Source organism: Roseovarius sp. EC-HK134, from assembly GCF_902498815.1.
GTDB lineage: Bacteria > Pseudomonadota > Alphaproteobacteria > Rhodobacterales > Rhodobacteraceae > Roseovarius > Roseovarius mucosus_A.
Genome location: NZ_LR701544.1, coordinates 2,629,230 through 2,653,915, shown reverse-complemented (window position 1 = coordinate 2,653,915; position 24,686 = coordinate 2,629,230). Strand labels below are relative to the sequence as shown.

27 protein-coding genes and 1 tRNA gene are annotated in these 24,686 nt (G+C 60.7%); 18 read left to right on the top strand and 10 right to left on the bottom strand.

All coding sequences use genetic code 11. From position 1 onward, the window contains the following. Positions 1 to 139 precede the first annotated feature (139 nt). Both GC127_RS16790 and GC127_RS16785 read left to right on the top strand, forming a co-directional pair. Positions 140 to 550 (top strand): group III truncated hemoglobin, encoded by a 411-nt coding sequence (locus tag GC127_RS16790; RefSeq protein ID WP_151979067.1) that lies wholly within the window; start codon positions 140 to 142, stop codon positions 548 to 550. Positions 551 to 733: 183 nt separating this feature from the next. Next, entirely contained in the window at positions 734 to 982 is a 249-nt protein-coding gene (locus GC127_RS16785) for a hypothetical protein (protein WP_008282276.1), read from the top strand. A 70-nt stretch (positions 983 to 1,052) separates the two neighbouring features. Here the strand turns inward: GC127_RS16785 and GC127_RS16780 are convergent, their stop codons facing one another. Next, the gene (locus tag GC127_RS16780) at positions 1,053 to 1,676 is read right to left on the bottom strand and encodes a helix-turn-helix domain-containing protein (RefSeq protein WP_008282277.1); all 624 of its coding nucleotides are present in this window, start codon (positions 1,674 to 1,676) and stop codon (positions 1,053 to 1,055) included. 67 nt (positions 1,677 to 1,743) lie between these two features. Between GC127_RS16780 and GC127_RS16775 the strand changes: the two genes are divergently transcribed. Together GC127_RS16775 and GC127_RS16770 are read left to right on the top strand one after the other, a co-directional pair. Further along, positions 1,744 to 3,270 (top strand): class I adenylate-forming enzyme family protein, encoded by a 1,527-nt coding sequence (locus GC127_RS16775; RefSeq protein WP_151979066.1) that lies wholly within the window; start codon positions 1,744 to 1,746, stop codon positions 3,268 to 3,270. Beyond that, positions 3,257 to 3,892: a DsbA family protein gene (locus GC127_RS16770; RefSeq protein ID WP_008282279.1), complete on the top strand. Its 636-nt coding sequence runs from the start codon at positions 3,257 to 3,259 to the stop codon at positions 3,890 to 3,892. The genes GC127_RS16775 and GC127_RS16770 overlap by 14 nt, the downstream gene beginning before the upstream one ends. Positions 3,893 to 3,895: 3 nt before the next feature. Here GC127_RS16770 and GC127_RS16765 read toward each other — a convergent pair whose 3' ends face one another. The 4 genes from GC127_RS16765 to GC127_RS16750 all read right to left on the bottom strand — a co-directional run bounded on the left by GC127_RS16765 (position 3,896) and on the right by GC127_RS16750 (position 6,596). Further along, a complete protein-coding gene (locus GC127_RS16765) occupies positions 3,896 to 4,771 on the bottom strand; it encodes a DMT family transporter (RefSeq protein ID WP_008282280.1) in 876 nt (291 codons plus the stop codon). Positions 4,772 to 4,850: 79 nt separating this feature from the next. After that, positions 4,851 to 5,768 (bottom strand): cation diffusion facilitator family transporter, encoded by a 918-nt coding sequence (locus GC127_RS16760; protein WP_199861274.1) that lies wholly within the window; start codon positions 5,766 to 5,768, stop codon positions 4,851 to 4,853. Beyond that, entirely contained in the window at positions 5,761 to 6,177 is a 417-nt protein-coding gene (locus GC127_RS16755; RefSeq protein ID WP_008282282.1) for a Fur family transcriptional regulator, read from the bottom strand. Before GC127_RS16755 ends, GC127_RS16760 begins: the two co-directional genes overlap by 8 nt. Before the next feature lie 83 nt (positions 6,178 to 6,260). Beyond that, on the bottom strand, positions 6,261 to 6,596 hold the full coding sequence (locus tag GC127_RS16750; RefSeq protein ID WP_037298571.1) for a multidrug efflux SMR transporter: 336 nt from the start codon (positions 6,594 to 6,596) through the stop codon (positions 6,261 to 6,263). A 245-nt stretch (positions 6,597 to 6,841) separates the two neighbouring features. Here GC127_RS16750 and GC127_RS16745 point away from each other — a divergent pair, with 245 nt between their 5' ends. The 6 genes from GC127_RS16745 (at position 6,842) to GC127_RS16720 (ending at position 13,811) form a co-directional block, all read left to right on the top strand. After that, complete coding sequence (locus tag GC127_RS16745) at positions 6,842 to 7,534, top strand: M48 family metallopeptidase (RefSeq protein WP_008282284.1); 693 nt, start codon at positions 6,842 to 6,844, stop codon at positions 7,532 to 7,534. A gap of 181 nt (positions 7,535 to 7,715) precedes the next feature. After that, positions 7,716 to 9,032, top strand: a complete 1,317-nt coding sequence (locus GC127_RS16740; protein WP_081506400.1) for a glutamine synthetase family protein — start codon at positions 7,716 to 7,718, stop codon at positions 9,030 to 9,032. A 47-nt stretch (positions 9,033 to 9,079) separates the two neighbouring features. Further along, positions 9,080 to 9,775 (top strand): type 1 glutamine amidotransferase, encoded by a 696-nt coding sequence (locus GC127_RS16735; protein ID WP_008282286.1) that lies wholly within the window; start codon positions 9,080 to 9,082, stop codon positions 9,773 to 9,775. Next, entirely contained in the window at positions 9,759 to 11,126 is a 1,368-nt protein-coding gene (locus GC127_RS16730; RefSeq protein ID WP_008282287.1) for a glutamine synthetase family protein, read from the top strand. Before GC127_RS16735 ends, GC127_RS16730 begins: the two co-directional genes overlap by 17 nt. A gap of 48 nt (positions 11,127 to 11,174) precedes the next feature. Next, positions 11,175 to 12,479 carry an FAD-binding oxidoreductase gene (locus tag GC127_RS16725; protein WP_151979065.1) on the top strand — a complete coding sequence of 435 codons (1,305 nt, stop codon included), beginning with the start codon at positions 11,175 to 11,177 and terminating at the stop codon, positions 12,477 to 12,479. 123 nt (positions 12,480 to 12,602) lie between these two features. After that, entirely contained in the window at positions 12,603 to 13,811 is a 1,209-nt protein-coding gene (locus tag GC127_RS16720) for a DegT/DnrJ/EryC1/StrS aminotransferase family protein (RefSeq protein ID WP_151979064.1), read from the top strand. Positions 13,812 to 13,872: 61 nt separating this feature from the next. On the opposite strand, the gene GC127_RS16715 is transcribed toward GC127_RS16720, so the two are convergent. Further along, positions 13,873 to 14,448, bottom strand: a complete 576-nt coding sequence (locus GC127_RS16715; protein WP_008282290.1) for a YceI family protein — start codon at positions 14,446 to 14,448, stop codon at positions 13,873 to 13,875. A 132-nt stretch (positions 14,449 to 14,580) separates the two neighbouring features. Further along, the gene (locus GC127_RS16710; RefSeq protein ID WP_237183528.1) at positions 14,581 to 15,090 is read right to left on the bottom strand and encodes a hypothetical protein; all 510 of its coding nucleotides are present in this window, start codon (positions 15,088 to 15,090) and stop codon (positions 14,581 to 14,583) included. Between the two features lie 235 nt (positions 15,091 to 15,325). On the opposite strand from GC127_RS16710, the gene rpsF reads away from it, so the two are divergent. From rpsF to GC127_RS16685, 5 genes are all read left to right on the top strand, one after another. Beyond that, a complete protein-coding gene (gene rpsF, locus GC127_RS16705; RefSeq protein WP_008282292.1) occupies positions 15,326 to 15,751 on the top strand; it encodes a 30S ribosomal protein S6 in 426 nt (141 codons plus the stop codon). Between the two features lie 29 nt (positions 15,752 to 15,780). Beyond that, positions 15,781 to 16,008, top strand: a complete 228-nt coding sequence (gene rpsR / locus GC127_RS16700; RefSeq protein WP_008282293.1) for a 30S ribosomal protein S18 — start codon at positions 15,781 to 15,783, stop codon at positions 16,006 to 16,008. A gap of 11 nt (positions 16,009 to 16,019) precedes the next feature. Continuing rightward, a complete protein-coding gene (rplI, locus tag GC127_RS16695) occupies positions 16,020 to 16,622 on the top strand; it encodes a 50S ribosomal protein L9 (protein WP_151979063.1) in 603 nt (200 codons plus the stop codon). 421 nt (positions 16,623 to 17,043) lie between these two features. Then, complete coding sequence (locus tag GC127_RS16690; RefSeq protein WP_008282295.1) at positions 17,044 to 17,718, top strand: LuxR family transcriptional regulator; 675 nt, start codon at positions 17,044 to 17,046, stop codon at positions 17,716 to 17,718. A 188-nt stretch (positions 17,719 to 17,906) separates the two neighbouring features. Beyond that, positions 17,907 to 18,701 (top strand): acyl-homoserine-lactone synthase, encoded by a 795-nt coding sequence (locus GC127_RS16685; protein WP_081506405.1) that lies wholly within the window; start codon positions 17,907 to 17,909, stop codon positions 18,699 to 18,701. A 128-nt stretch (positions 18,702 to 18,829) separates the two neighbouring features. Here GC127_RS16685 and tig read toward each other — a convergent pair whose 3' ends face one another. Further along, entirely contained in the window at positions 18,830 to 20,161 is a 1,332-nt protein-coding gene (gene tig / locus GC127_RS16680; RefSeq protein WP_081506406.1) for a trigger factor, read from the bottom strand. Positions 20,162 to 20,279: 118 nt separating this feature from the next. Beyond that, positions 20,280 to 20,364 (bottom strand) — tRNA-Leu (locus GC127_RS16675). 174 nt (positions 20,365 to 20,538) lie between these two features. Between GC127_RS16675 and GC127_RS16670 the strand changes: the two genes are divergently transcribed. Beyond that, complete coding sequence (locus tag GC127_RS16670) at positions 20,539 to 21,036, top strand: Hint domain-containing protein (protein ID WP_037298476.1); 498 nt, start codon at positions 20,539 to 20,541, stop codon at positions 21,034 to 21,036. Here the strand turns inward: GC127_RS16670 and GC127_RS16665 are convergent. Beyond that, the gene (locus tag GC127_RS16665) at positions 20,973 to 22,553 is read right to left on the bottom strand and encodes an NAD(P)H-hydrate dehydratase (RefSeq protein WP_151979062.1); all 1,581 of its coding nucleotides are present in this window, start codon (positions 22,551 to 22,553) and stop codon (positions 20,973 to 20,975) included. The two genes, GC127_RS16670 and GC127_RS16665, sit on opposite strands and share 64 nt — an antisense overlap. A gap of 172 nt (positions 22,554 to 22,725) precedes the next feature. Here GC127_RS16665 and GC127_RS16660 point away from each other — a divergent pair, with 172 nt between their 5' ends. After that, a complete protein-coding gene (locus tag GC127_RS16660) occupies positions 22,726 to 23,064 on the top strand; it encodes a P-II family nitrogen regulator (RefSeq protein WP_008282302.1) in 339 nt (112 codons plus the stop codon). Between the two features lie 30 nt (positions 23,065 to 23,094). Then, positions 23,095 to 24,501, top strand: coding sequence for a type I glutamate--ammonia ligase (gene glnA, locus GC127_RS16655; protein ID WP_008282304.1), 1,407 nt, complete (start codon positions 23,095 to 23,097; stop codon positions 24,499 to 24,501). Positions 24,502 to 24,686: the final 185 nt, after the last annotated feature.

The window sequence follows — 24,686 nt, the reverse complement described above, 5'->3', positions numbered from 1 at the left end:
CGCGCTCCGGCCAAGCGTCCAGAGGGCGCAGCCCCCGCCTGTCTGAAAAGAAAGCGGCCCGAATTCTTTTCAGGAATTCGCCCCCACCAGACCAAATCAGGGGATTGCCTCTGCCCGCACCCCGCGCCACATAAGACGCATGACCACCACCCTGCCCCCGCGTTTCCCCATCACCCGCCCCGAGATCGAGCGGGTCGTAACCGCGTTCTACGCGGCGGTGCGCGCGCATCCCGGTCTTGGGCCGATCTTCGCGGTCCATGTCACCGACTGGCCCGCACACGAGGCCAAAGTGGCCGATTTCTGGGCCAATTCGATTTTGCACGAACGTGTCTATGACGGCAGCCCGATGGCCGCCCATGTCAACGCCCGCAACGTGCAACCGGGCATGTTCTCGACTTGGCTCGCGCTCTTTGATGCGGTGCTCTTGCGCGAACTCTCTCCCGATCAGGCCGCGGCATGGTCAGCGCTGGCGCATCGCATCGGGCGGTCCTTGCGCGCGGGCGTGGTGGATCGCAGCACCCATGCCGGTGGCATCCCGAAACTACGCTGAACCCGGCCAATCCTTGCCAAACCGCAGACATGCCAGCGGCCAGTTTCGGCCTACAGCGGGAATCTGCCTTTTGACACCCCCCAAATTGGCAGCAAAACGCCGGAAATCCCCACAGGCCTTGGGCAGGCTCGGTGATCACCCCACCTCTGGTCTATGGTGATCCCAGTCAGAAAGGAGCCTCTCATGCATATCCCCCAAGATGACATCCAACGCCAAGCCAATCGCGACCTCAACCGCTATGGCCCACCCGGCCATGATCCGGCGGCGGGCACGCGCGGCGGGCTGACGGGCCTGCTGGTTGTCGTGATCCTGATGGGCGCGCTGATCGCCTTCAGCATGCTCAGCCCGTCGAATACCGGCGACACCACCGCCCCACCCAGCGTGATCGACGGCGCAACATCGCAACAAACCCCTGCCGCCCCGGTCGACTAACGGCCACACTCACGGCGCAGACGGCCCGGCCATTCTCCACCATGGCCGGGTCGCGCGATGCCCGCCTGCCTCAATCAAGCGATGTCACCCACAATACCGTGGCATCCTCGACACTGACCGAAATCACGTTATGCCCCATCGTGGCATCGTAATAGGCGCTGTCGCCCCGGCGCATCTCAATGGGCTCGTAAAACTCGGTAAAGAGCCGCACCACCCCAGTCAGCACATACAGAAATTCCTCGCCGTCATGGCGCACCCAGCCGCCGAACTCCTCAACCGAGCGGGCACGGATCCGCGCGCGGTAAGGCATCATACGTTTCTGGCTCAGCGCATCGGCCAGCAAATCATGCTCATAGGTGGCGGTCGCCTTGGGCGTGCCCTCGCCCACGCGCGTCACCGCCATGCGCCCGTTGATCCGGTCGCGCGACGGCGGGGTAAAAAGCTGCGGGACAGAGATTTCCAACCCCTGCGCCAGCTTTTTCAAGGCGTCATAGGTGGGCGACATCTGGCCATTCTCGATCTTCGACAGGGTCGAGCGTGCCAGCCCCGCCTGCTTCGCCGCCTGTTCCAGCGTCCAACCGCGCGCCTTGCGCAGGCTGCGCACCCGCGCGCCCAGATCAAGCGGCTCAGGTGCGGCGGCACCGCCGGTCTCGCGCGTCACGCGCAGCAGAGGGGGTAAAGCTTGATCGGTCATAGCCCCATGCTATAGGCCAAGCGCAGACACCCTTGCAACCGCCGCCAGAGCCTCCTAAGCCAACGCAATGACCGCGATATTCGATCAAGGGCCAAGCGCCCCCTGTCCCACGCCCTTCAACCTCGCCGCGCATGTTCTGGGCCGGGCCGAGGCGCAGCCGGACAAGATCGCGCTGGCGGTCCTCAGCCTCGCCAAGGCCGACCGCTGGAGCTATGGCCGCCTTTTGGCCGCTGTGCGCGGCACCGGCACCGGCCTTTTGCGCGCGGGTCTCACCCCCGGCGACCGGGTTTTGATGCGGCTGGGCAATACGGTGGAATTTCCGATTGCCTATCTCGGGGCCATCGCCGTTGGCCTCATCCCCATTCCCACCTCCAGCCAACTGACCGCGCCCGAGGTGGCGGGCATGATCGAAACCACCCAACCGGCGCTGATCCTGCACGCCGCAGGCGTGGCCTGTCCTGAAACCGATATCCCCACGCTCGATGAACCCACCCTTGAGGCGATGCGCGATCTGCCCCCCGCCGATTGGCACATGGGCGATCCCGACCGCCCCGCCTATATCATCTATACCTCCGGCACCTCCGGCATTCCGCGGGCCGTGGTCCATGCCCATCGCGCCATCTGGGCGCGGCAGATGATGTCTGACGGCTGGTACGGGCTGCGCGCAGATGACCGGCTCTGCCATGCGGGTGCCTTCAACTGGACCTTTACCCTTGGCACCGGCCTGATGGACCCATGGACCATGGGCGCGACCGCCCTCATCCCCGCGCCCGGTATCACGCCCGAACAATTGCCGCTCCTCCTCAAACGCCATGACGCCACGATCTTCGCTGCCGCCCCCGGCGTCTATCGCAAACTCTTTCAGCCCGGTGCTTCCCTCTCTCTGCCGCATCTGCGGCACGGGCTGGCGGCCGGCGAAAAACTCTCGGACACCATCCGCCAGCATTGGCAAAACGCCACCGGCACGCCAATCTACGAGGCCTACGGCATGTCCGAATGCTCAACCTTCATTTCCGGCAGCCCCGATCATCCCGCCGCCCCCGGCACGCTTGGCCGCCCCCAGACAGGCCGCCGGGTCGCAATCCTTGCCAACGGCACGCCCGTGCCCCTTGGCACCGAAGGCACCATCGCGATCCACCGCTCAGACCCCGGCCTGATGCTGGGCTATCTCGGCGCACCCGAGGCCACGGCCGAGAAATTCACCGGCGATTGGTTCCTCACGGGCGATCAGGGGATGATGGATGCTGCGGGTCACATCACCTATCTGGGCCGCGCCGACGATATGATGAACGCCGGTGGCTACCGCGTCTCCCCGATGGAGGTCGAGTCCGCACTCAGCGCCCATCCCGGCATCACCGCCGTCGCCGTGACCGATATTGCGGTGAAAGAGGATGCGCGCGTCATCATGGCCTTCTATACTGGTCCCCAAACCCTCGACCCCGCCACGCTCGACGCCTTCGCGCGGACGCGGCTCGCGGGATACAAGGCCCCGCGCGCCTATCACCACGTCGCGGCCCTGCCCACCGGGGCCAATGGCAAAATCCTGCGCCGCGCCCTGCGGCCGATCTATGAGGGCCTCCATGGTCAAGCTTGATATCATCTCCGATCCGATCTGCCCCTGGTGCTATATCGGCAAGACCCTGCTCGATCAGGCCCTGGCTCAGCGCCCCGATCACCCGTTCGAGATTGAATGGCACCCGTTCCAGCTCAACCCCGACATGCCCGCCGAAGGCATGGACCGCCGCGACTATCTAGAGACCAAGTTTGGCGGCAAAGACGGGGCCATCCGCGCCTATGCCCCCGTGCTGGAACGCGCCGAGGCGGCGGGGCTCACGATTGATTTCGCCGCCATCAAACGCACGCCCAACACGCTTGACGCCCATCGCCTGCTGCATTGGGCCGGCATCGAAGGCTGTCAGGACCGCATGGCCATGGCCCTCTTTCAGGCCTATTTCAACGAAGGCCGCGACATCGGCGACCCCGAGGTTCTGGCCGATCTCGCCGACAGCCTCAGCCTTGACGGCGCGATGATCCAGCGCCTTTTGGCCACCGAAGCCGACCGCGAAGACATCCGCACCCGCGATGCGCAATTTCGCCAGATGGGCATCACCGGCGTGCCCACCTTCATCGTCGGCGGTCAACATGCCGTGCCCGGCTGCCAACCCACCGACCTCTGGGTCAAGGTGATCGACGACCTGACCGCCGCCGCAAGCTGAACCTCACGCCAAGGCCATCCGCCGCGCCAATCGCCGCTCGCGCCAAAAGGTATAGATGCCCGAGGCGATGATGATCCCCGCCCCCGCCAGCGTCCAGACATCGGGCCGCTCGTCAAAGAGCGTGACCCCGATGATCAGCGCAAACACCAGCCGCGAATAGCGAAACGGCGTGATCACCGCCACATCACCGAGCCGCATCGCCGCCACGATGGCATAATAGGCCGACACCCCGCACAAAAGCGCCAGCGCCAGATCGCGCCAGTTCACCGCCGTGGGCATCGCAGGCGTGCCGTGAAACGCCAGCAAAATTACCCCCGTCGGCACCAACGTGGCAAAGGCATAGGTCGACAGCTGCATGGAGGAGATCGATCTTGGCACGCGGCGCGTCGCCAGATCGCGCGCCGCCAACCCAAAGACCGCCAAAACCGCAAAAAGCGACGCTGGCTCAAACCCCGCCATGCCGGGCCGGATCACCATCAGCACGCCGCAAAACCCCACAAGGATCGCCGCCCACCGCCGCCAGCCCACCGCTTCCCCCAAAAAGAGCGCAGCCCCCAAAGTGACCGCAAGCGGCGTGGCCTGCAAAATCGCCGAGGCCGACGACAGCGGCGTCAGCGCAATCGCCATGACAAATCCCAGCGTGCCCACCAACTCGCCGCAGTTGCGCAGGATCACCGACCGAGACACCAGATCCCGCGACCAAAGCCGCCCCCCCTGCGCCCGCGTCATCGCGCCAAAAATCAGCGCCCCGCCCAGGCCCAACAGAATGATGATCTGACCCACCGGCAGAGTATCCGCCAGCCGCTTGATGAACATATCCTCCAGCGCGAAACCGCCCATCGAGAGAACCATCAGAATACTGCCGCGCAGGTTTTCCATCTCAGACTTTCTTGGCCGGGTTGCAAATCGGTGGAACGCCCGTGATAGCCCGGATCACCTGCCCAAAAAAGCGGCAGAGCTATGACAGCACAACATGACCGCTATGCTTGGCCTTATGCTCGGGCTCGACATGGATCGTCACCCGCGCCCCCGGCAGTGCCGCCATCAGCGCCGCCTCGATGCGGTCGCAAAGATCATGCGCCGCCTCAACCGTGGTTGCCCCCGGCATCACCAGATGGAATTCGATGAACGTAACCGGCCCGGCATGGCGCGTGCGCAGATCATGCGCCTGCAAGGCGGCATCGTCGCTGGCCGCCGTTTCGATCACCCGCCGAATGGTGGCCAGTTCCGCCTCGGAGACCGCCTCATCCATCAACCCGCTCAGCGACGCCTTGATCACCATACTGCCCGACCACAGGATATTGACCGCCACCAACACCGCCATCGCCGGATCAAGCCAGAGCCACCCCGTCGCCAGCGCCAGCCCCACCCCAAAGAGCACGCCCACAGAAGATACCACATCCGTCATCAGATGCTTGCCATCCGCCACCAACGCCGGCGAGCGATAGCGCCGCCCGTTGCGGATGAGCGCCAGCGCCCAGATTGCGTTGATCGCCCCCGCCGCCATATTGATCGCCATGCCCAGCAGGGGCGCATCCATCGCGCGCGGGGCCTGAAACCCGTCATAGGCCTCCCGCAGGATAAAGAGCGCCGCAATGACGATCAAAACCCCCTCCAGCACCGCCGAGAAAAACTCTGCCTTGTGATGCCCGAACGGGTGATTGTCATCCGCAGGCCGCCGCGCCACCCTCAGCGCGACAATCACCGCAAGGGCCGTGGCCAGATTGACAAGACTCTCCAGCGCATCCGACATCAGCGCCAGTGACCCGGTAAGCGCCCAAGCCAGCGCCTTGAGCGCCAGCACGATCAACCCCACGATGAGGCTGCCAATCGCCAGCCGCATCACCCGCGCGTTGACGGTGCCCGCGTCACTCACCGGATTTGATCGGCACGCCGTAGAGTTCGAGCCGATGCCCGATCAGGCGATACCCCAGCTTTTCAGCGATCTTGTCTTGCAACGCCTCAATCTCAGGATCGACAAATTCGATCACCTCACCCGAATTCATATCAATCAGATGATCGTGATGGTCGCGCTCGGCATCCTCATAGCGCGCGCGCCCATCGCCGAATTCCAGCTTGTCGAGAATGCCCGCCTCTTCAAACAGCTTGACGGTCCGATAGACCGTCGCAATCGAGATCCGAGGGTCACGCCCCGAGGCGCGGGCATAGAGCTCCTCGACATCCGGATGATCATCCGACCCTTCCAGCACGGACGCAATCGTGCGGCGCTGCTCCGTCATGCGCAGCCCTTTGGCTTCGCAACGCTCGGTGATGGTCTCAGTCATGGGCGGCCTCATCTTCTCTTGCGGCGGTGCCTTACCCGCAAGGGGCGGTTCTGACCAGCCCCTTTGCCGCCCAGTCTGGACACTCAATGTGTCGTTGTGCGCGAGAATAACTGAATGACCACGATCCCCGCAAGGATCATGCCGGTCCCGATGATCGCGGGCAGATCCAGCTTTTGACCAAAGACCACATAGCCAATACAGGCAATAAACACGATCCCCAGCCCCGACCAGACCGCATAGACCACCCCCACGGGCATCACCTTAAGCGTTTGCGCAAGAAGGTAAAAGCTGATCGCATAGGCCACCACCACCAGAACCGACGGCCAGAACCGGGTGAATTGCTGGCTTGCCTGCAATGCCGTGGTGCCCGCTGTTTCAGCGAGAATGGCAAGGAAGAGGATCAGATAGACCTGTGGGATCATGGCACGCGCTCCGGTCTTGGGCAGTCGCGCCCAGACTTATGCGAGGGCGCGCGCGGCGTCCACCGGGAAAGGGACGGGGTTTCGCCTGCGCCTTGCTCGGAAACCCCGCGCGGAACAAGGCGCGTCGCGCCGCCGCGCGGATCGCCGGGCCGCGCGGCTCATCTCTTGATGCAAACCTCAGCGAACCCCAATCCCGTTAAACCCTTCTTGCCAGCCACCTCCCCCCACCCCATATTCCCCTCATGTTGAAATTCACCCCGATCCTTCTCGCCATCCTTTACGCGCTCGCCATGTACCGCTTCTCGGTCTGGCGCACCTCGCGGGAATTGGATGCGCAATCGACCGAATTGGCCGACCCCAAGCTCAAGGCGATGACAGACCGCCTCGCCCGTGCGCTCGACCTGCCCCGCGTGCGGGTGCATATCTACGAGATTGACCCGGTAAATGGTCTGGCAGCCCCTGACGGGCGGATTTTCATCACCCGTGGTTTCTATCGCAAGTTTCAGACCGGCGAGGTTTCAGCCGAAGAAATGGCCTCGGTCATCGCGCATGAGCTGGGCCATGTCGCCTTGGGGCATTCGCGCCGCCGGATGATCGACTTTTCCGGGCAGAACGCCCTGCGCACCGCCCTTGCCATGATCCTGTCGCGTTTCATCCCCGGTCTGGGCGTCTGGATCGCCAATGGTCTGACCACGCTGCTCGCTGCCCGCCTCTCGCGCGGCGACGAGTATGAGGCCGATGCCTATGCCGCCGCCCTCCTGACCAAGGCGGGCATCGGCACCGCCCCGCAAAAATCTCTGTTCGAAAAACTCGAAGCGTTAACAAACGGTGCGGGCGGTGCCATGCCCGCATGGTTGCTCAGCCACCCCAAGACCGCCGAACGGATCGCCGCCATCGAAAAGCTCGAAAACCGCTGGCACCAAAGCCTGCCCTGATCCCCGTCATCCTCGGGCTTGACCCGAGGACCTCTCACCCCCAACCACCTTACAAAACCCCCGTACCAACCTTACAAACCTTACCATTCGTCACCCTTCAAATTTTTTGATCAAATTATCTTGGCAAGCTCCCCATTGCCGGGCTAGGCTGTTACAAAATCATCATCAGGACTTTCTTCCAATGGATCTTACACAGTTCCAGACCTTCCGCGTGGCTGCCTGTGACCTCAATGGCCGGATGCGCGGCAAACGCCTTCCCGCCGCCCATGCCGACAAACTCAGCACAGGTAGCGTGCGTATGCCGCTCTCATCGCTAAATCTTGATATCTTTGGGGCAGACATTGAAAACTCGCCCCTCGTTTTTGATACGGGCGACATCGACGGCGTGCTCCTGCCCACCGACCGTGGCCCGGTGCCCCTGCCCTGGCTCGAAGTGCCACAAGGCCTTGTGCCCATGGTCATGCACCACGAAGACGGCACCCCCTTTGCCGGCGATCCCCGCCACGCACTGGTCGCCGTGCTGGATCGCTACGCCGCTTACGGCTGGCATGTCGCCGCCGCGACCGAGCTAGAGTTCACCTTGGTGGACGGAAAAGGCAATACTCTCAAGAACATACGCGACCCCCGCAATGGCCGCCGCATGAAGTCTCCGGGCATTCTTTCGCTCGGCCAGATGGATGCCTTCGACGGATTTCTCAGCGCCTTGTACGACGCCGGTCTGGAAATGGGCCTTCCGGTCGAGACCGCCGTCAGCGAGGCGGGGATTGGCCAGTTCGAATTGACCCTGCATCACCAAAACGCCCTGCGCGCCGCTGATGATACTTGGCTTTTCAAGACACTTATCAAGGGCTTGGCCCGCCAGCACGGCTATGTCGCCACCTTTATGGCCAAACCCTTCGAGGATGACACCGGCAACGGGATGCATATGCATTTCTCGGTGATGGACAAGGCCGGCAATAATGTTTTCAACGATGGCACAGCGGCTGGCACCGACGTCCTGCGCGCCGCCGTCGCCGGGTGTCTTGCAGCAATGCCGCCATCCACGCTGATTTTTGCGCCACATGCCAACAGTTATGCAAGACTGGTGCCCGGCGCGCATGCGCCAACCGGTGCGGGCTGGGGCTATGAGAACCGCACCACAGCGGTCCGCATTCCCGGCGGCCCGCCCGCTGCGCGCCGCATCGAGCACCGCGTTGCGGGCGGCGATATCAATCCATATCTCAGCTTTGCTGCTATTCTAGGCGCCGCGATCACCGGGATCGAAGAGGGGCTTACCCCGCCCCCGCCCATCAGCGGCAATGCCTACGAGGTCGAGATGCCGCAACTGGCCGCAGATTGGGCCACGGCAATTGACTGGTTTGAACAGGATGCCATGATGGCGCGCATCTTTCACCCCGATCTGATCCGCAACCTCGTGATGACCAAGCGTCAGGAATTGGCCTATATGTCGCCGATTCCCAAAGAAGACCACTGGAAGACCTATCTCGAAACGGTGTAGCCTGAAGGGGCAACCCCGCCTTAATTTGATCAAATCAAGAGACCGCCATGAAAATCGGCATCCTGAAAACCGGCCACGCCCCCGACATCGTCCAAGACGAGTTGGGTGACTACGAGGTGATGTTCGCCCAGCTGCTTGATGGGCACGGCTTTGAGTTCGATCATTACAACGTGGTGGATGAAGAATTCCCTACCGGACCGGACGCCGCAGACGGCTGGCTCATCACCGGCTCCAAACATGGGGCCTATGAGGACCATCCTTGGATCGCGCCGCTGGAACAGCTGATCCGCGACATCCACGCGAGCGGGCGTCCCTTGGTGGGTGTCTGCTTTGGCCATCAGATCATCGCGCAGGCCATGGGCGGCAAGGTCGAGAAATTCGGCGGCGGCTGGCAGGTGGGCGTCACCGACTATGACATCGAAGGCCAGCGCCTGCCCCTCAACGCTTGGCATCAAGATCAAGTTACAGAACTGCCCAAAGGGGCCGAAGTGGTTGGCTCAAGCGCATTTTGCGAGAATGCGGCCCTGCTATACGGCGATCGGATTTACACGATCCAGCCGCATCCCGAGTTTACCGCCACCATGATCGACCGCCTTATTCACCACCGCGCACCCGGCGTGGTGCCCCCAGACCTGATTGCAGCGGCCAAGTCAAAACTTGACCATCCCACCGCAAATGCAACGATAGCCGCCCGCATGGCGGAGTTTTTCAAACGAGGTGCCAGCCATGGCCGATCTAAGTGAACTTACAAATTCCCTGCCCAAAACAGCCCAGACCTATCTGGAGAACCGCCGCCTAGACGAGGTGGAATGCATCATCTCGGATCTGCCCGGCATCGCACGCGGCAAGGCGGTGCCCGCCACAAAATTCGCCAGGCAGAAATACTTTCACCTGCCGGATTCCATCTTTTTCCAAACCATTACAGGCGATTGGGGCGAAGCAGCCGGCGAAGGCGGCTTTATCGAGCGCGACATGATCCTGCGCCCTGACATGTCCACCGCCACCGCCGCCCCCTGGACGGCCGACTGGACGCTGCAGGTGATCCACGACGCCTTTGACCGCGAAGGCGCGCCCATCCCCTTTTCCCCGCGCAACGTGCTGCGCCGGGTGGTCGATATGTATCACGCCCATGGCATGAACCCCGTGGTCGCCCCGGAAATGGAATTCTTCCTCGTGGCCCGCAATCTCGACCCGGCGCATGAGATCAAGCCGATGATGGGCCGCTCCGGTCGCCCCGCCGCCGCCCGTCAGGCCTATTCCATGACAGCGGTCGATGAATTCGGCCCCGTGATCGACGACATCTATGATTTCGCCGAAGCACAAGGGTTCGAGATCGACGGCATCACCCAAGAAGGCGGGGCCGGGCAGCTGGAAATCAACCTGCGCCATGGCGATCCGATCAAGCTGGCGGATGAAGTGTTTTATTTCAAACGGTTGATCCGCGAAGCCGCCCTGCGCCATGACTGTTTTGCCACCTTCATGGCCAAACCCATCGCCGACGAGCCGGGCAGTGCCATGCATATCCACCACTCGATCCTCGACATGGAAACAGGCCGCAACATTTTTGCCGGGCCACAGGGCGGTGAAACCGACGCGTTTTTCCACTTTATCGGCGGCTTGCAGAAACACCTGCCCTCGGCCATCGCGGTGCTGGCGCCCTACGTCAATTCCTACCGTCGCTACGTCAAGGATCACGCCGCGCCGATCAACCTTGCATGGGGCCGCGACAACCGCACCACGGGCATTCGCGTGCCGCTCTCGGGCCCCGAGGCGCGGCGGGTGGAAAACCGCATGGCAGGCATGGATTGCAACCCCTATCTGGGCATCGCGGCCAGCCTTGCCTGCGGTCTCTTGGGTATCCTCAACGAGGATTGGCCCGACAAACAGTTCAAAGGCGACGCCTATTCCGGTGAGCCGGATATCCCCAACGTCATGGGCGACGCGCTTGATATGTTCGAAGAGGCCAAGGCGCTGCACGAGATCCTCGGGCCGGAATTTGCCCGTGTCTACGCCATCGTGAAACGCACCGAATACGAGGAATTCCTCCAGGTCATCAGCCCATGGGAGCGTGAGCATCTCCTTCTCAACGTCTGAGCCGCGCGGCAGGGGCGTGCTAATGAGTATTTGCACCAAGAAGAAGCCATGAACCTGCTCTATTCCAACGACCGGCGCGGCTGCTATCCGCCAAGCTGGTATGCGGCCACGGCCACACCCCTGCCAGAGTTCGCGCCGTTGCGCGGCACAGAGCGGGCCGATGTCTGCGTGGTGGGCGCGGGCTATACTGGCCTTTCGGCGGCGCTACACCTTGCAGAGGCGGGATTTGATGTCGTCCTGCTCGAGGCGCAGCGCGTGGGCTTTGGCGCATCGGGGCGCAATGGCGGGCAATTGGGCAGCGGTCAGCGGATGGAACAAACCGCGCTGGAACGTCTGGTGGGCGCAGAGGATGCCCTGCACCTCTGGCAGTTGGCCGAAGAGGCCAAGGATCTGGTAAAATCCCTCGTCGCGCGACATGGAATAGACTGTCATCTAAAACCCGGTGTGGCACATGCCTGTTTCTCGGCGCGCGAAATGGCGGCGGAACACGACTATGCCGATCATCTGGCCGCGCGATACGGATATGAGCAGATCGAAAAGCTGGATGCAGCAGGCTTTGCAGCACTCTGTCCCTCGCCGGCCTATCACGGCGGCACTCTGGATATGGGGGCCGCACATTTGCACCCGCTTGGCCTTGCGCTCGGCCTTGCACGCGCCGCTCTTACGGCAGGCGTGCGTATCCACGAAGGCTCTGCCGTGCATCAGATCACCCGCGGTGCCAAGCTGCGCGTTGCCACCGATGCGGGATCAATCGAGGCGGATCACCTTATTTTGGCCTGCAACGGCTATCTTGGCGGGCTCGAGCGCAAGGTCGCCGCGCGGGTCATGCCGATCAACAATTTCATCGTGGCAACAGAACCTTTGGGGGACGCAGCAGCCCGCGTGCTGGCGCGCGACGTGGCGGTGGCGGATACAAAGTTCGTGGTCAATTACTTTCGCCTCAGCCATGACAAGCGCCTGCTGTTCGGTGGCGGCGAGAGTTATGGCTATCGCTTTCCCAAGGATATCCGTGCCACCGTGCGCAAACCGATGCTCGAGATTTTTCCGCATCTGCAAGATGTTGCGCTTGAGTATGCATGGGGCGGCACGCTGGCCATCACGATGCGGCGGATGCCCTATCTGGCACGGCTTGCGCCTAATATTCTGACCGCTTCGGGCTATTCTGGGCATGGCGTGGGCACAGCCACCCATGCGGGCCGCCTGATGGCCGAGGCCGTACGCGGCGAGGCATCCGGGTTTGACTGCATGGCGCGCGTCCCGGCCCCGGCGTTTCCGGGGGGCACCGCCCTGCGCAGCCCACTTTTGGTGCTGGCGATGACATGGTTTTCGCTGCGCGACCGCCTCGGTCTCTGATCCAATCATCAGCGTGATATTGCCCTTTGCCCCATCGCCAGTGGGGTTTTCTTTGACAAACTGTCACAATTAACGCCTATATGTTCCGGAAACCCGAAACCTAGCTTCAGGAAATCCGAAAACATGGCCCTTGCCCCTAATGTCTATGACGCAGAACCCATCCCGGAAGCCGCCCGCGCGGAAATCGACCGGATGCTGCAATCGGGCGATCTCTTCCGGTATACCGCTCCGGAAAATGCCCCCGTGACGCTGCTGGAGCGGGAGTTTGCTGCACTTCTGGGCTCGAAATACGCGCTGGCCGTGTCCTCTTGCTCGGCCGCGCTGTTTCTCTCACTCAAGGCGCTTGGCCTGCCGCGCGATGCGCGGGTATTGATCCCCGGCTTTACCTTTGCCGCCGTCCCGTCTTCGGTGTTGCATGCCGATTGTGTGCCCGTGCTCTGTGAAGTGGGCGAGAATTATCGCATCGACATCGCCGATTTCACGGCACGTCTAGACACGGTGCAGGCGGTGATCATCAGCCATATGCGCGGCCATACCTCGGATATGGATGCGATCATGGCGCTCTGCGCAGCGCGGAACATTCCAGTGATCGAGGACGCGGCACATTCGCTTGGCACCACATGGGGCGGGCACAACATCGGCACCATCGGGCAAATCGGCTGTTTCAGCTTTCAATCCTACAAGCTGGTCAATGCTGGCGAAGGCGGGATCATGGTCAGCGACGATGCCGATCTGATCGCCCGTGCCGTCATCATGTCGGGTGCCTATGAGCACAACTGGGCCAAGCATCTGACAACACCGGATGCAGCCCTTGAGGCGGCGTTTGCCCGCGCTCAGAACCAATTGCCGCTCTACAATCTGCGGCTCAACAACCTGTCTGCGGCAATCATCCGCCCTCAACTGGCCGAAGTGGCGCGGCGGGTGCGCGATGGGCGGGCCAACCATGACTATGTCGCGGCGCGGATCAATACCTCGCCTTGGATGCAGGTGCCCGAAAAATTACCCCTTGAAGAGCGCGCGCCAGACTCCATCCAATTCAATCTGGTGGGGATGACCGAAGACGACACCCGCGCCTTTGCCCAAGCGGCGGCGGACCGCGGCATCAAGGTGCAGGTGTTTGGCCTGAGTGCCGATAATGCCCGCGCCTTTTGGAACTGGCAGTTTCTGCCGGGTGCGGCCCCGGTGCTGCCAAAAACCCGCGCGATGTTGATGCGCGCCTGCGACACCCGCCTGCCCGCGCGCCTGACCCGCCCCGATCTTGATCTGATCGCCGATGCGCTGGTACTGGCGGCAGAGGATGTGATGGGCCGCAGCCGCGCCTACGGCACCTGACCCGAAATAAAAAAGGGCCGCCCCTACTCCACGGACGGCCCGACGGGACTCTGCTTGCGCCTTACTCGGCTTTGCCGGCTTCGACGGAAATCTGCACCGCAACCTCGTCGCTGACGAAGGGCGTGAATTTATCCACGCCGAAGTCCGAACGCAGCAGCGTTGTGGTGGCGTCAAACCCGACCCAAGGCTTGCTATTCATCGGATGTGCATCGGCCTTTTGATTGAGGCGCGCATCCAGCACGACCGACTTGGTCACGCCGTTCATGGTCAGATCGCCTGTGATGAGGGCAGTGGTATCGCCCGTAACCTCGATCCCGGTCGAGGTGAAGGTGACCATATCGCCCTCGGTCGCGCCAAAGAAATCCTCGGACATGAAATGCTCGTCGCGCTTTTCCCAGCCGGTGAACATCGACATGACCGGCATCGACACATTGACCGACGAGGCGGCCGGGTCTTCGGCGTCGAACATGATCTCACCCGCAAAGCCAGAGAACATGCCGTAGGTCGTGGAAAAGCCCAAGTGGTTGTAAGAGAACACAACCTGGCTGTGGCTCGGGTCTAGCTCATATTTTTCAGGGGCAGCAACCGCGCCAGTCGCGGTCAAAGCAAGCGCTGTGGCGAGCAGGATATTCTTCATCGGAAACCTCCAGAGGGTGAAATGTGACTTACCTGTTCACATTTGGCGCTCTGGGACCAAATCACAATCCCGTAGTTTCAAACAACCTCTGTGGATTGGCGAACACCTGCCAACATCAGGTCCCCGCTTGGTTCAGGCTGGAAAGCCCAAAGCACGACGCAGGGCCTTGGCCGTTGCACGATCCTCGATCTTCATCGCAACGATCTGGCGACCGGCGGCATCGCGCGCTGTCAGCACGCGGTCCCGCATCGACAGTTCCGAAAGGCTGTCAAGATCATGGACCGCAACCCGCGCGGCCCGACCGCCCGCAACCGGGGCGATCACATGGAGGCGGCGGTTCATCACATCAACCTGAATTTCAGGCCCTGCCTGCACCGCACGCGCGCGGCTCAGACACATCAGGCCCGCGAAGAGCAGAGTTACAAAGAAAAGAAGCTTGATCATCATCATGGCAGAGTCCTGCGCCCCCGCAGAAACCAGCCAGAGACCGAAGGCCGAAAAGATCAGCGCACTGCCGCACAAGGTCTGCGTGGCTCGACCAAGATCGAGTGCCGGGGCCTCTGCCTGAGCATGGCCAGCGGTCTCGTGGTAATCGAATGGTGCGTGCGTGAACTCGCGCTCAAAATCCGGAAGGGCAACCATGGTCATACTCCTTTTCACCTCGAACAACACAACCGTGCCCACCAAATTCGTCCGTATTGCGGCAGGTCAGCGGCATTCTGCGGGCCGGATCAATGCGCCTTGCGCCGCCCTGCGGGGCGATGTATACGCGCCCAATCTTTCGCAATCGTTATGAACCGCGCAGTCTCTCGTGGATGGGGCGCGAAAGAGCCAAAGCCCGTCCTATGAAATGCGCCTTGATAGAAATGGAGTGAACATGCCGCTTTATGAGCATGTGATGATCGCGCGTCAGGACCTGTCCAGCGCGCAAGCCGAAGGCCTGATCGAGCATTTTGGTGCCGTGCTGACCGAAAATGGTGGCACACTCGTCGAGCACGAGTATTGGGGCGTCAAAACGATGGCCTACAAGATCAACAAGAACCGCAAAGGCCACTATGCCTTTCTCAAGAGCGATGCGCCCTCGAGCGCTGTGCAAGAGATGGAACGCCTGATGCGTCTGCATGACGACGTCATGCGCGTGCTGACCGTCAAGGTCGATGCGCATGAAGAGGGCCCCTCTGTTCAGATGCAGAAGCGTGACGAGCGGGGCGACCGTCCCGACCGCGGCGACCGCCCTGATCGTGGCGACCGCCCCGACCGTGGGGACCGTCCCGACCGTGGCGAACGCCGCGAACGTCGCTGATCCATCCCCTGAGACAAGGAGCATAAACCATGGCTACAAAACCGTTTTTCCGTCGCCGCAAGGTCTGTCCGTTCTCGGGCGATAGCGCGCCCAAGATCGACTACAAAGACACGCGCCTGCTGCAACGCTACATTTCCGAGCGTGGCAAAATCGTGCCCTCGCGCATCACTGCCGTTTCGGCCAAGAAGCAGCGTGAACTCGCGCGCGCCATCAAGCGTGCCCGTTTCCTCGCCCTTCTGCCCTATGCCGTGAAATAAGGAGACCTCAGATGCAAGTGATCCTTCTTGAACGCGTTGCCAAGCTTGGCCAGATGGGCGATGTCGTCGACGTCAAGCCCGGCTTTGCCCGCAACTACCTGCTGCCGCAGGGCAAGGCGCTGTCGGCTTCGGAAAAGAACATTTCCGATTTCGCAAACCGCAAGGCGCAACTTGAGGCTCAGAACCTCGAGACCCGCAAAGAAGCCGAGGCGATGGCCGACAAGCTGAACGGTCAGCAGTTCATTGTCATCCGTCAGGCCTCTGACAGCGGCGCACTCTACGGTTCGGTCAGCACCCGCGATGCGGCTGATGCCGCCACCGAGAATGGCTTTACCGTCGAGCGCAAGCAGGTTGCCCTGACCCGCCCGATCAAAGACCTTGGCCTGCATGACGTTCTCGTCACGCTGCACCCCGAGGTGGTTGCCACGATCCAGTTGAACGTTGCGCGTTCGGTCGAAGAAGCAGCCCTGCAAGCCTCTGGCAAGAGCATCCAAGATGCCGCCGCCGAGGCCGATCAGGCCGCAGATTTTGAGATTGCCGAACTGTTTGACGACATCGGTGGTGCCGCCGGCGACGACGACGATTATTCAGATCGTCGCGACAATAACGCCTGAATTCGGCAATTGTTCTGAATAAAGTGCCGCGCAGCCCCCTGCGCGGCACAGCTATGTGACGTGGTAGTCGACAAGATGAGCCATGTAATGCTACGCTTCACGATGAGTTCACTTTTGTTTGATCGTAGTGTTTGGTGTTTTTTTGGTTCTCGCGCTGTAACCCCATCGTCATGGTCTTTGCTGACGAATGTTTCGGGGCCAACCAGTTCCCCTGTCACCACAACTCTTGGGTCCGCCCGACATGGAACATCCACACAGACTGAATAGGGCGGTGCCCCCCCACAGGCAGCACCTGTGTGTTGAAAAAATGTCCCTTGGGAAAAGCCATGAGAGTACTTGCCCCAAGTGTAGAACGGGCATGTTGTTCATCTCCATTCCCCTACCGAACAGTCCGCCCAACCTGACGAAGAGGGCACCGTAAATGATCCAGGTCGACCCCTTCAGGCAGTTTCTTGACGATCTGCGCAACAGGTTCGAGCTTGATCATGTGGCCTATGCCGGAATGAATCCGATCAGCGGGCAATCACATGGGCATATGACCTATGGCGCGGATTGGACCTCTCACTATCTCCAGCACAAGTACTACGAGATTGACCCCACCCTGCTCAAGGCGCGCCACAGTATCGCGCCGGTTGACTGGAACAGGCTGGAACGGGGGGCCGAGTTTCAAACCATTTTTCAGGCGGCTCGTGATTTCGGGATATCGGATAGAGGGCTAACGATTCCTATTCATGGCCCCTATGGTGATGTCGGCGGCCTCAGCATCAATCGCGATTGTTCTGAACGCGAATGGCAACTGTTGATCTCGGGGATCATCGGTAACCTTCAGGCAGCGGCTGTGCATATGCATGACATGGTGATTCAGTCCGATCCCCTAACCCGGATGCTGAACACCCCTTCTCTCTCGACCCGCGAGATTGAAATCCTGCAATGGACAGCAGCGGGCAAATCCCAACAGGACATCGGCGATATCCTGTCGATCTCGCACCGCACAGTCGAAGTGCACCTGCGGTCTGCGCGTCAAAAGCTCAATGCGCTGACAACTCCGCAGGCAATTGGGCGTGCGATCAACCTCGGTTTGATCTATCCGCGTTGAACGCGGTCCCGCCTTTCATCAAAGGCGTAGCATTACCTTCATTTCCAAACATTTTTTCACACTTTGGTGCGTGTTCGTGCGCACCGCTACGGGATTTCCCCAATGGTATACTTCGTGGAATTTACTAACCTCAACATTGCCGAATACACCACTCACACGGGACACGCCACTTTTGGGGAGACGCAACGATGATTTTGGTAATTGATGCCATCAATAAGGACAGGTTCAGCCATGTGCTGGATGAGATGTTCAAACTGCGCGCACGAGTCTTTGGGGATCGACTCGGTTGGCAGGTTGAAGTGAAGGATGGTCGCGAGCGCGATCTGTTCGATGACCTGAACCCGGCCTACGCCGTGGGTCTCGACGATGAAGGAAATGTCGTGTCTTGCGTGCGCGCGCTTCAGACCACTGGTCCGCACATGCTGGCCGATGTCTTTGCCGATATCCTCGATGGCGAGCCGCCATTGCGCAGCGCAACCCTTTGGGAATCCACTCGCTTCTGCGTCGACACACGTCGCCTCGGACGCGGACGTGATCGCAACTCGGTCTCTTACGCGACCTGCGAACTGATGATCGCCTCACTCGAAGCGGCAAAACGTGCGGGTGTTTCGGACATTGTGACCGTGATTGATCCGGTGATGGACCGGGTCCTGAAACGCTCAGGCAACGCGCCCTATGACTATGTCGGCAAGACTGCCGATATGGGCAAGGTTCCCGCCCTCGCGGCATTGCTGGATTGCACGGACGAGCGAATCGACCGCATCCGCGCCTTTGGCGGAGTTGAGGGAGACGTTTTTATCAGCGATGACGCGGCGCTCGCACTGCCAGCGATTGCAGGCCACGTCACACCGAAAACACCACTCGAGCAATATTGCGATGAGCAAATTGCCTCGGCAACCTCGGAAAAAGAGCGGATTGCCGCTCTGCGGCTCAAGGCCGCTCTTGAGGACAAGATTCGTTCGCGCATGGATCAACGTGCCTGACCCCCAGGGGCGCGCGATCCTGACTGACGACCGGCACTGTCGTCTACGTCACTTGCGCTAGAACGAAGAGGGCCGCCCCACTTCTCCCCGGGGCGGCCCTTCATTTTTTTCCAGAACGTGTCTGGCGATTACTCGTCGTTCATCGCTTCGATGGCTTTCTCAAGCTCTTCCTTGGACAGCTCTTTATCCGTCACCTCAGCCAGTTCGACCACATAGTCGATGACCTTGTCTTCGAAGATGGGCGCGCGCAGCTGCTGGCGCATTTGCGGGTTCTTCTGCACGAATTCAAAGAACTCCCGCTCGTGGCCCGGATATTGGCGCGCCTGGTTCATAACCGCTTGCGTCATTTCCGCATCCGAGACCTGCACTTCAGCCTTCTGCCCCAACTCTGCGAGCAAGAGACCAAGGCGGACACGCCGCTCTGCAAGCTTGGTATGCTCTTCGGTCACGTCGATCTCGGGGTGATCATGGCCCTGCACGTCAGGGTTTTCCTCATGCCAAAGCTGATGCGCGATCTGCTTGGCTTCGGCGTCCACCATGCTTGGCGGCAAGTCAAAGCTGACCTTCTCGTCCAATTGATCCAGAACATGACGCTTGAGGATCGCACGTGCCGCCCCAGCATATTCCATCTCAAGACGCTCGGAGATCTGAGTTTTGAGCGCGGCCAAGTCTTCGGCACCGTATTTTTGCGCCAACTCGTCGTTGATCTCAGCGGCGACAGGCTCTTTCACTGCTTTGACAGTGCAATCGAACACGGCCTCTTTACCCGCCAAATGCGCGGCCTGATAGGCCTCGGGGAAGGTCACGGTCACAGCCTTGACCTCTTCAACCTTGACGCCCACCAGCTGCTCTTCAAAGCCGGGGATAAAGCTGCCCGAGCCAATGACCAGCGGATAATCTTCGGCGCTGCCGCCGTCAAAGGCTTCGCCATCGACCTTGCCAACAAAGTCGATCACGACCTGATCGCCGTCTTTGGATTTGGAGCCTTTTTTGCGATCCTTGAAATCCTGCGCATTCTCCGCAAGGTTCTTGAGCGCCTCATCAACGGCGGCATCATCGGCTTTGGCGACCAGACGCTCCAGCTTCAGTGACTTGAGGTCGACATCGGGAATCGCGGGCAGAGCCTCGTAGCTCAGGACGATTTCAACATCGTCGCCCTCTTTCCAGTCTTGATTGGCCATTTTGACATCAGGTTCGAACGCCGGGCGCTCGCCCTTGGCTTCGAAATGCGCCTTCATCGCGTCATCGACGCTTTCTTGCATAGCTTCGCCCAGCACGCGCTGGCCAAACTGCTTTTTCAAGAGCGGCAGCGGCACCTTGCCCTTGCGGAACCCCTTGATCTCGATATCCGGCTGGGCCTCCTTGAGCTTGGCGTTTACCTTCTCGTCCAGATCCTTGGCTGACAAGATCATCTTGTAGCCGCGCTTCAGCCCTTCGTTCAGGGTCTCGGTGACCTGCATTTTCGTCCTCTCATATGCATCGGGCCGCGGAGGCGTCCGCGGCGGTCAAAATCACGCGTGTTCTATTGAGGCCCCCGCCAACGTGCAAGGGGAATCCGGCCTGATTTCGCCGGTCTGTTGGTGCGGGTGGAGGGACTTGAACCCCCACGCCTTGCGGCGCCAGAACCTAAATCTGGTGCGTCTACCAATTTCGCCACACCCGCATCCGTCGCGCGCCCTTTCAGGCCGCTGGCGCGGTGTCTAGCAAAGCGTCTCGCCGGATGCGAGAGGAAAATTAAGCTTCGCTTGACAGGATCATGACGAAAAAAAGCAGGACATAAACCCAATCTTGCCATATTCTGGATGTAATCTGAGGCAGAAAACAAGCGAGACACGCCATGAAACCGAAAACGGTCGGGCGGTCAGATGGCGGATTGGCCGTCTTTCCACCTGTGGACACATGCGGCCTGTTGGCCGACAGCATCATTCTCACCCTCGATGGCGAGCGGCGCGTTGCCGATTTGAATGTCGGGGATCGTGTGATCACCCGCGATAGCGGCACGGCGGTCTTGCGTGGCATCGCTCGGCACAGGCTGCGCACGGCGGCGGTGCGGATCATGGCGGGCACGCTCGGGCATACGCGGCCCGAACGGGATGTGACCCTGCCTGCTGGCCAGCTTTTGCTTGTGCGCGACTGGCGCGCCAAGGCGCTTTTTGGCGACACTCAGGCGCTCGTATCCGCGACACGGCTGGTGGATGGCGAGTTTGTGACGCTTGAGGCGGCGCAGGAAATGACGCTCTTCAGCCTCGATTTCGCAGCCCCTCACATCCTTTATGTCGACGGGTTGGAATTGGCCAGCAACGCCGACATGCGGCTTGACGCCCGCGCGGCCTGATCCGGCAACGCGCGCAGCACTTTGGGCAGGACCTCGGGTAGGTCCTCGGCAATCAGGCCGGGGCCAAAGCAGCGCGCACATTCGCCATGTAGCCACGCCGCTGTTTCGGCGGCCTGCATCGGGGGAAACCCACGGGCCAGCAACCCGGCGATAAACCCCGCCAGCACATCGCCCGCGCCGGCCGTGGCCAGCCATGGCGCTGCACGCCCATAGGCCGCCGCATGAATGGCGCAGGCGCCGTCTGGCGCAGCAATCACGGTATCGGCCCCTTTCAAAAGGACGACACAGCCAGCCCGCTTGGCGGCCTCTCGGGTGGCCTCAACCTTGGAATAGGCAGGGCCTTGTGTGGCAGGCTCGGCCAAACGCGCGGCAATATCGGGAAAGAGCCGTGCGAATTCGCCACCATGCGGCGTCAAAACACAGCCCTCGTGCAGCAAGCCAAAGAGAGTCTCAGGGGCATCGGCAAAAGCGGTCAGCGCATCGGCATCTAGAACCACGCGCGGGGCGCTTTCATGGCGCAGCACCACCGGCACCAAGTCGCGCGCCCGCGCTGTGCCCATTCCCGGCCCCGAGCAGAGCGCAGTAATGCGCTTGTCCGTCAGCGCGGCGTGCAAGGTTTGGCCATCTTCAATCCGGCGCAACATCAGCGCGGTGATTTGGGCAGCCACTTCCATCTGTGCCGAGGGCGGCACGCCAAGGGTCACCACCCCTGCCCCAATCCGAAGCGCGGCGCGCGCAGCCAACCGCGCCGCGCCGGTCGTGCCCGCACCACCCGTCAGGATCAGCGCATGACCATGGCCAAATTTATGTGCTGTTTCCGCCTTGGTAAGGCTTTGCGCATCCGGGGGCGCGACCAGCCTAACCGCGTCCTCGGCCTGCGCCGCAAGACCAATGTCCGCCACCATGACCCGACCACAGACCGCAGGCCCATCCGCCAGCACATGACCCAGCTTGGGCGCGTGAAACGTAACCGTAAGCGCCGCCTGGACCGCGTTTGAAACCGTGCCCAACACCCGCCCACTGTCGCTGCAAAGCCCAGAGGGCAGATCCACGGCCACAACACGTGCCGCCACTTGGTTCAAGCCTTGCTGCGCCACGCCCTCTAGCGGTCGTCGCAGACCGGTGCCGAACAGCGCATCGACCATCAACGCGACCTTGAGCCCCTCGACAGAGGCCTGCGCAAGATCATGCACAAATCCCATGTCGCACCACCGATTATGGTTTATCCGCGCATCCGGTGGCAGCCGCGACGGATCACCATAAAGGTAGACACCCACCTCCCAGCCCCACGCCTTCAAAAGCCGCGCGATGACAAAACCGTCGCCGCCATTGTTGCCCGGCCCGCACAGAACCGCCGCAGATTGTGGCGTTTGCGCAAGTTCCGGCCATTCAGCGAACACCGCGTCGACCACGGCACGTCCCGCGCGCTCCATTAGATCAAGCCCCGTTACTCCGCCCGACTCGATGGCCACCTGTTCCCGTGCGCGCATTTCAGTGGCTGTCAGAATTTCTAGCATACCGGGCCCCTCTGCGTTTTATTTTCGATGCTTTTTTCGGCATTTTGCCTAAAAGTTAGGCAATTACTTCTTTGAACCCGTCCGGGGCGCTGCAAAATCCAGCTTAACCGATTGAGCCTCCTGCTGAGAAGTGGTCTGCACGTTCCGAACGTAACCGCGAGAGGCCGAGCCGATGAAAAAGATCGAAGCGATTATCAAACCCTTCAAACTCGACGAGGTGAAAGAGGCGCTTCAGGAAGCTGGCATTCAGGGCCTCTCGGTGATCGAGGTCAAGGGTTTTGGTCGTCAAAAGGGCCATACCGAGCTGTATCGTGGTGCCGAATACGTGGTCGATTTTCTTCCCAAGGTGAAAATCGACGTCGTGCTCGATGACGATCAGGTGGACGCGGCCATTGCAGCGATCATCGACGCGGCCAAAACCGACAAAATTGGCGACGGCAAAATTTTCGTCAGCCCCGTCGAGCAAGCCATTCGCATCCGCACCGGTGAGTCCGGTTCGGACGCGCTCTGAAATCTACCCTAACAAGAAAAGGACAAGAGAATGAGCAAAGACGCAGTTCTCAAGCTGATCAAGGATGAGGATGTTGACTACGTCGATATCCGGTTCACCGACGTGCGCGGTAAACTTCAGCATGTGACCGTGGTCGCGGACCTGGTCGATGAGGATTTCCTCGAAGAAGGCTTTATGTTCGACGGATCGTCGATCTCTGGCTGGAAGTCGATCGAGGCTTCCGACATGAAGCTGATGCCCGACACCGAGAGTGCATATGTCGATCCGTTCTACGCGGAAAAGACACTTTGCATCCATTGCTCGGTTGTTGAACCCGACACCGGCGAATCCTACGATCGCGATCCGCGCGGCACGGCAGAAAAAGCCGAGGCATATCTCAAGTCGTCCGGTATCGGCGATGTGGCCTATTTTGGCCCCGAAGCTGAATTCTTCATCTTTGACGATGTGCGCTTCTCGAACACCATCAACAAAGTCTCGTATCAGGTAGACGCTGTTGACGCGTCTTGGAACAGTGACACCGAATACGAGATGGGCAACACCGGCCATCGTCCGGGCCTCAAGGGCGGGTATTTCCCGGTAAACCCGATCGACGACGCCCAAGACCTGCGCGCCGAAATGCTCTCGACCATGAAGCGGATCGGCATGAAGGTGGATAAACACCACCATGAAGTCGCAAGCTGCCAGCACGAACTGGGTCTGATTTTCGGCACGCTGACCAAGCAGGCCGACGAGATTCAGAAATACAAATACATCATTCACAACGTGGCGCATGCCTATGGCAAATCCGCCACCTTCATGCCCAAGCCGATCTATGGCGACAACGGGTCGGGCATGCATGTGAACATGTCGATCTGGAAAGACGGCAAGCCGCTTTTTGCCGGTGACAAATATGCCGACCTCAGCCAAGAGGCGCTTTATTTCATCGGTGGCATTCTCAAGCATGCCAAGACGCTGAACGCCTTCACCAACCCCGGCACCAACAGCTACAAGCGGTTGATCCCCGGTTTCGAGGCCCCCGTTCTGCGCGCCTATTCGGCCCGCAACCGTTCGGGTTGCGTCCGTATTCCGTGGACCGAAAGCCCCAAGGCCAAGCGCGTAGAGGCCCGTTTCCCGGATCCGAGCGCAAACCCCTATCTGGCGTTTTCCGCTCTGCTCATGGCTGGCCTCGACGGTATCAAATCCAAGATTGATCCCGGCGAAGCCATGGACAAGAACCTCTATGACCTGCCCGCCGAAGAGCTGAAAGACATCCCGACCGTCTGTGGCTCTCTGCGCGAAGCATTGGATTGTCTGGCCGCTGATCACGATTTCCTGCTGGCAGGCGACGTGTTCACCAAAGACCAGATCGAGGCCTACATCGCGCTCAAGATGGACGAAGTCCACAAATACGAGCACACACCGCACCCTGTCGAATTCGGCATGTATTACAGCTGCTGATTGCACAGCTTGTGATTGTAAATTCTGGGCATCCCATTCGGGGTGCCCTTTTTTTATGCCCTTCACCGTTGCGTGTTTGGCATCAATCTCAGCATTTTTGACGAATTGCCCAAATTAATCCTCATTTGAAACAAATCGGCTCCACCTTCGGTTGTCATAGATAGATCACTCACAACGCAGATAAT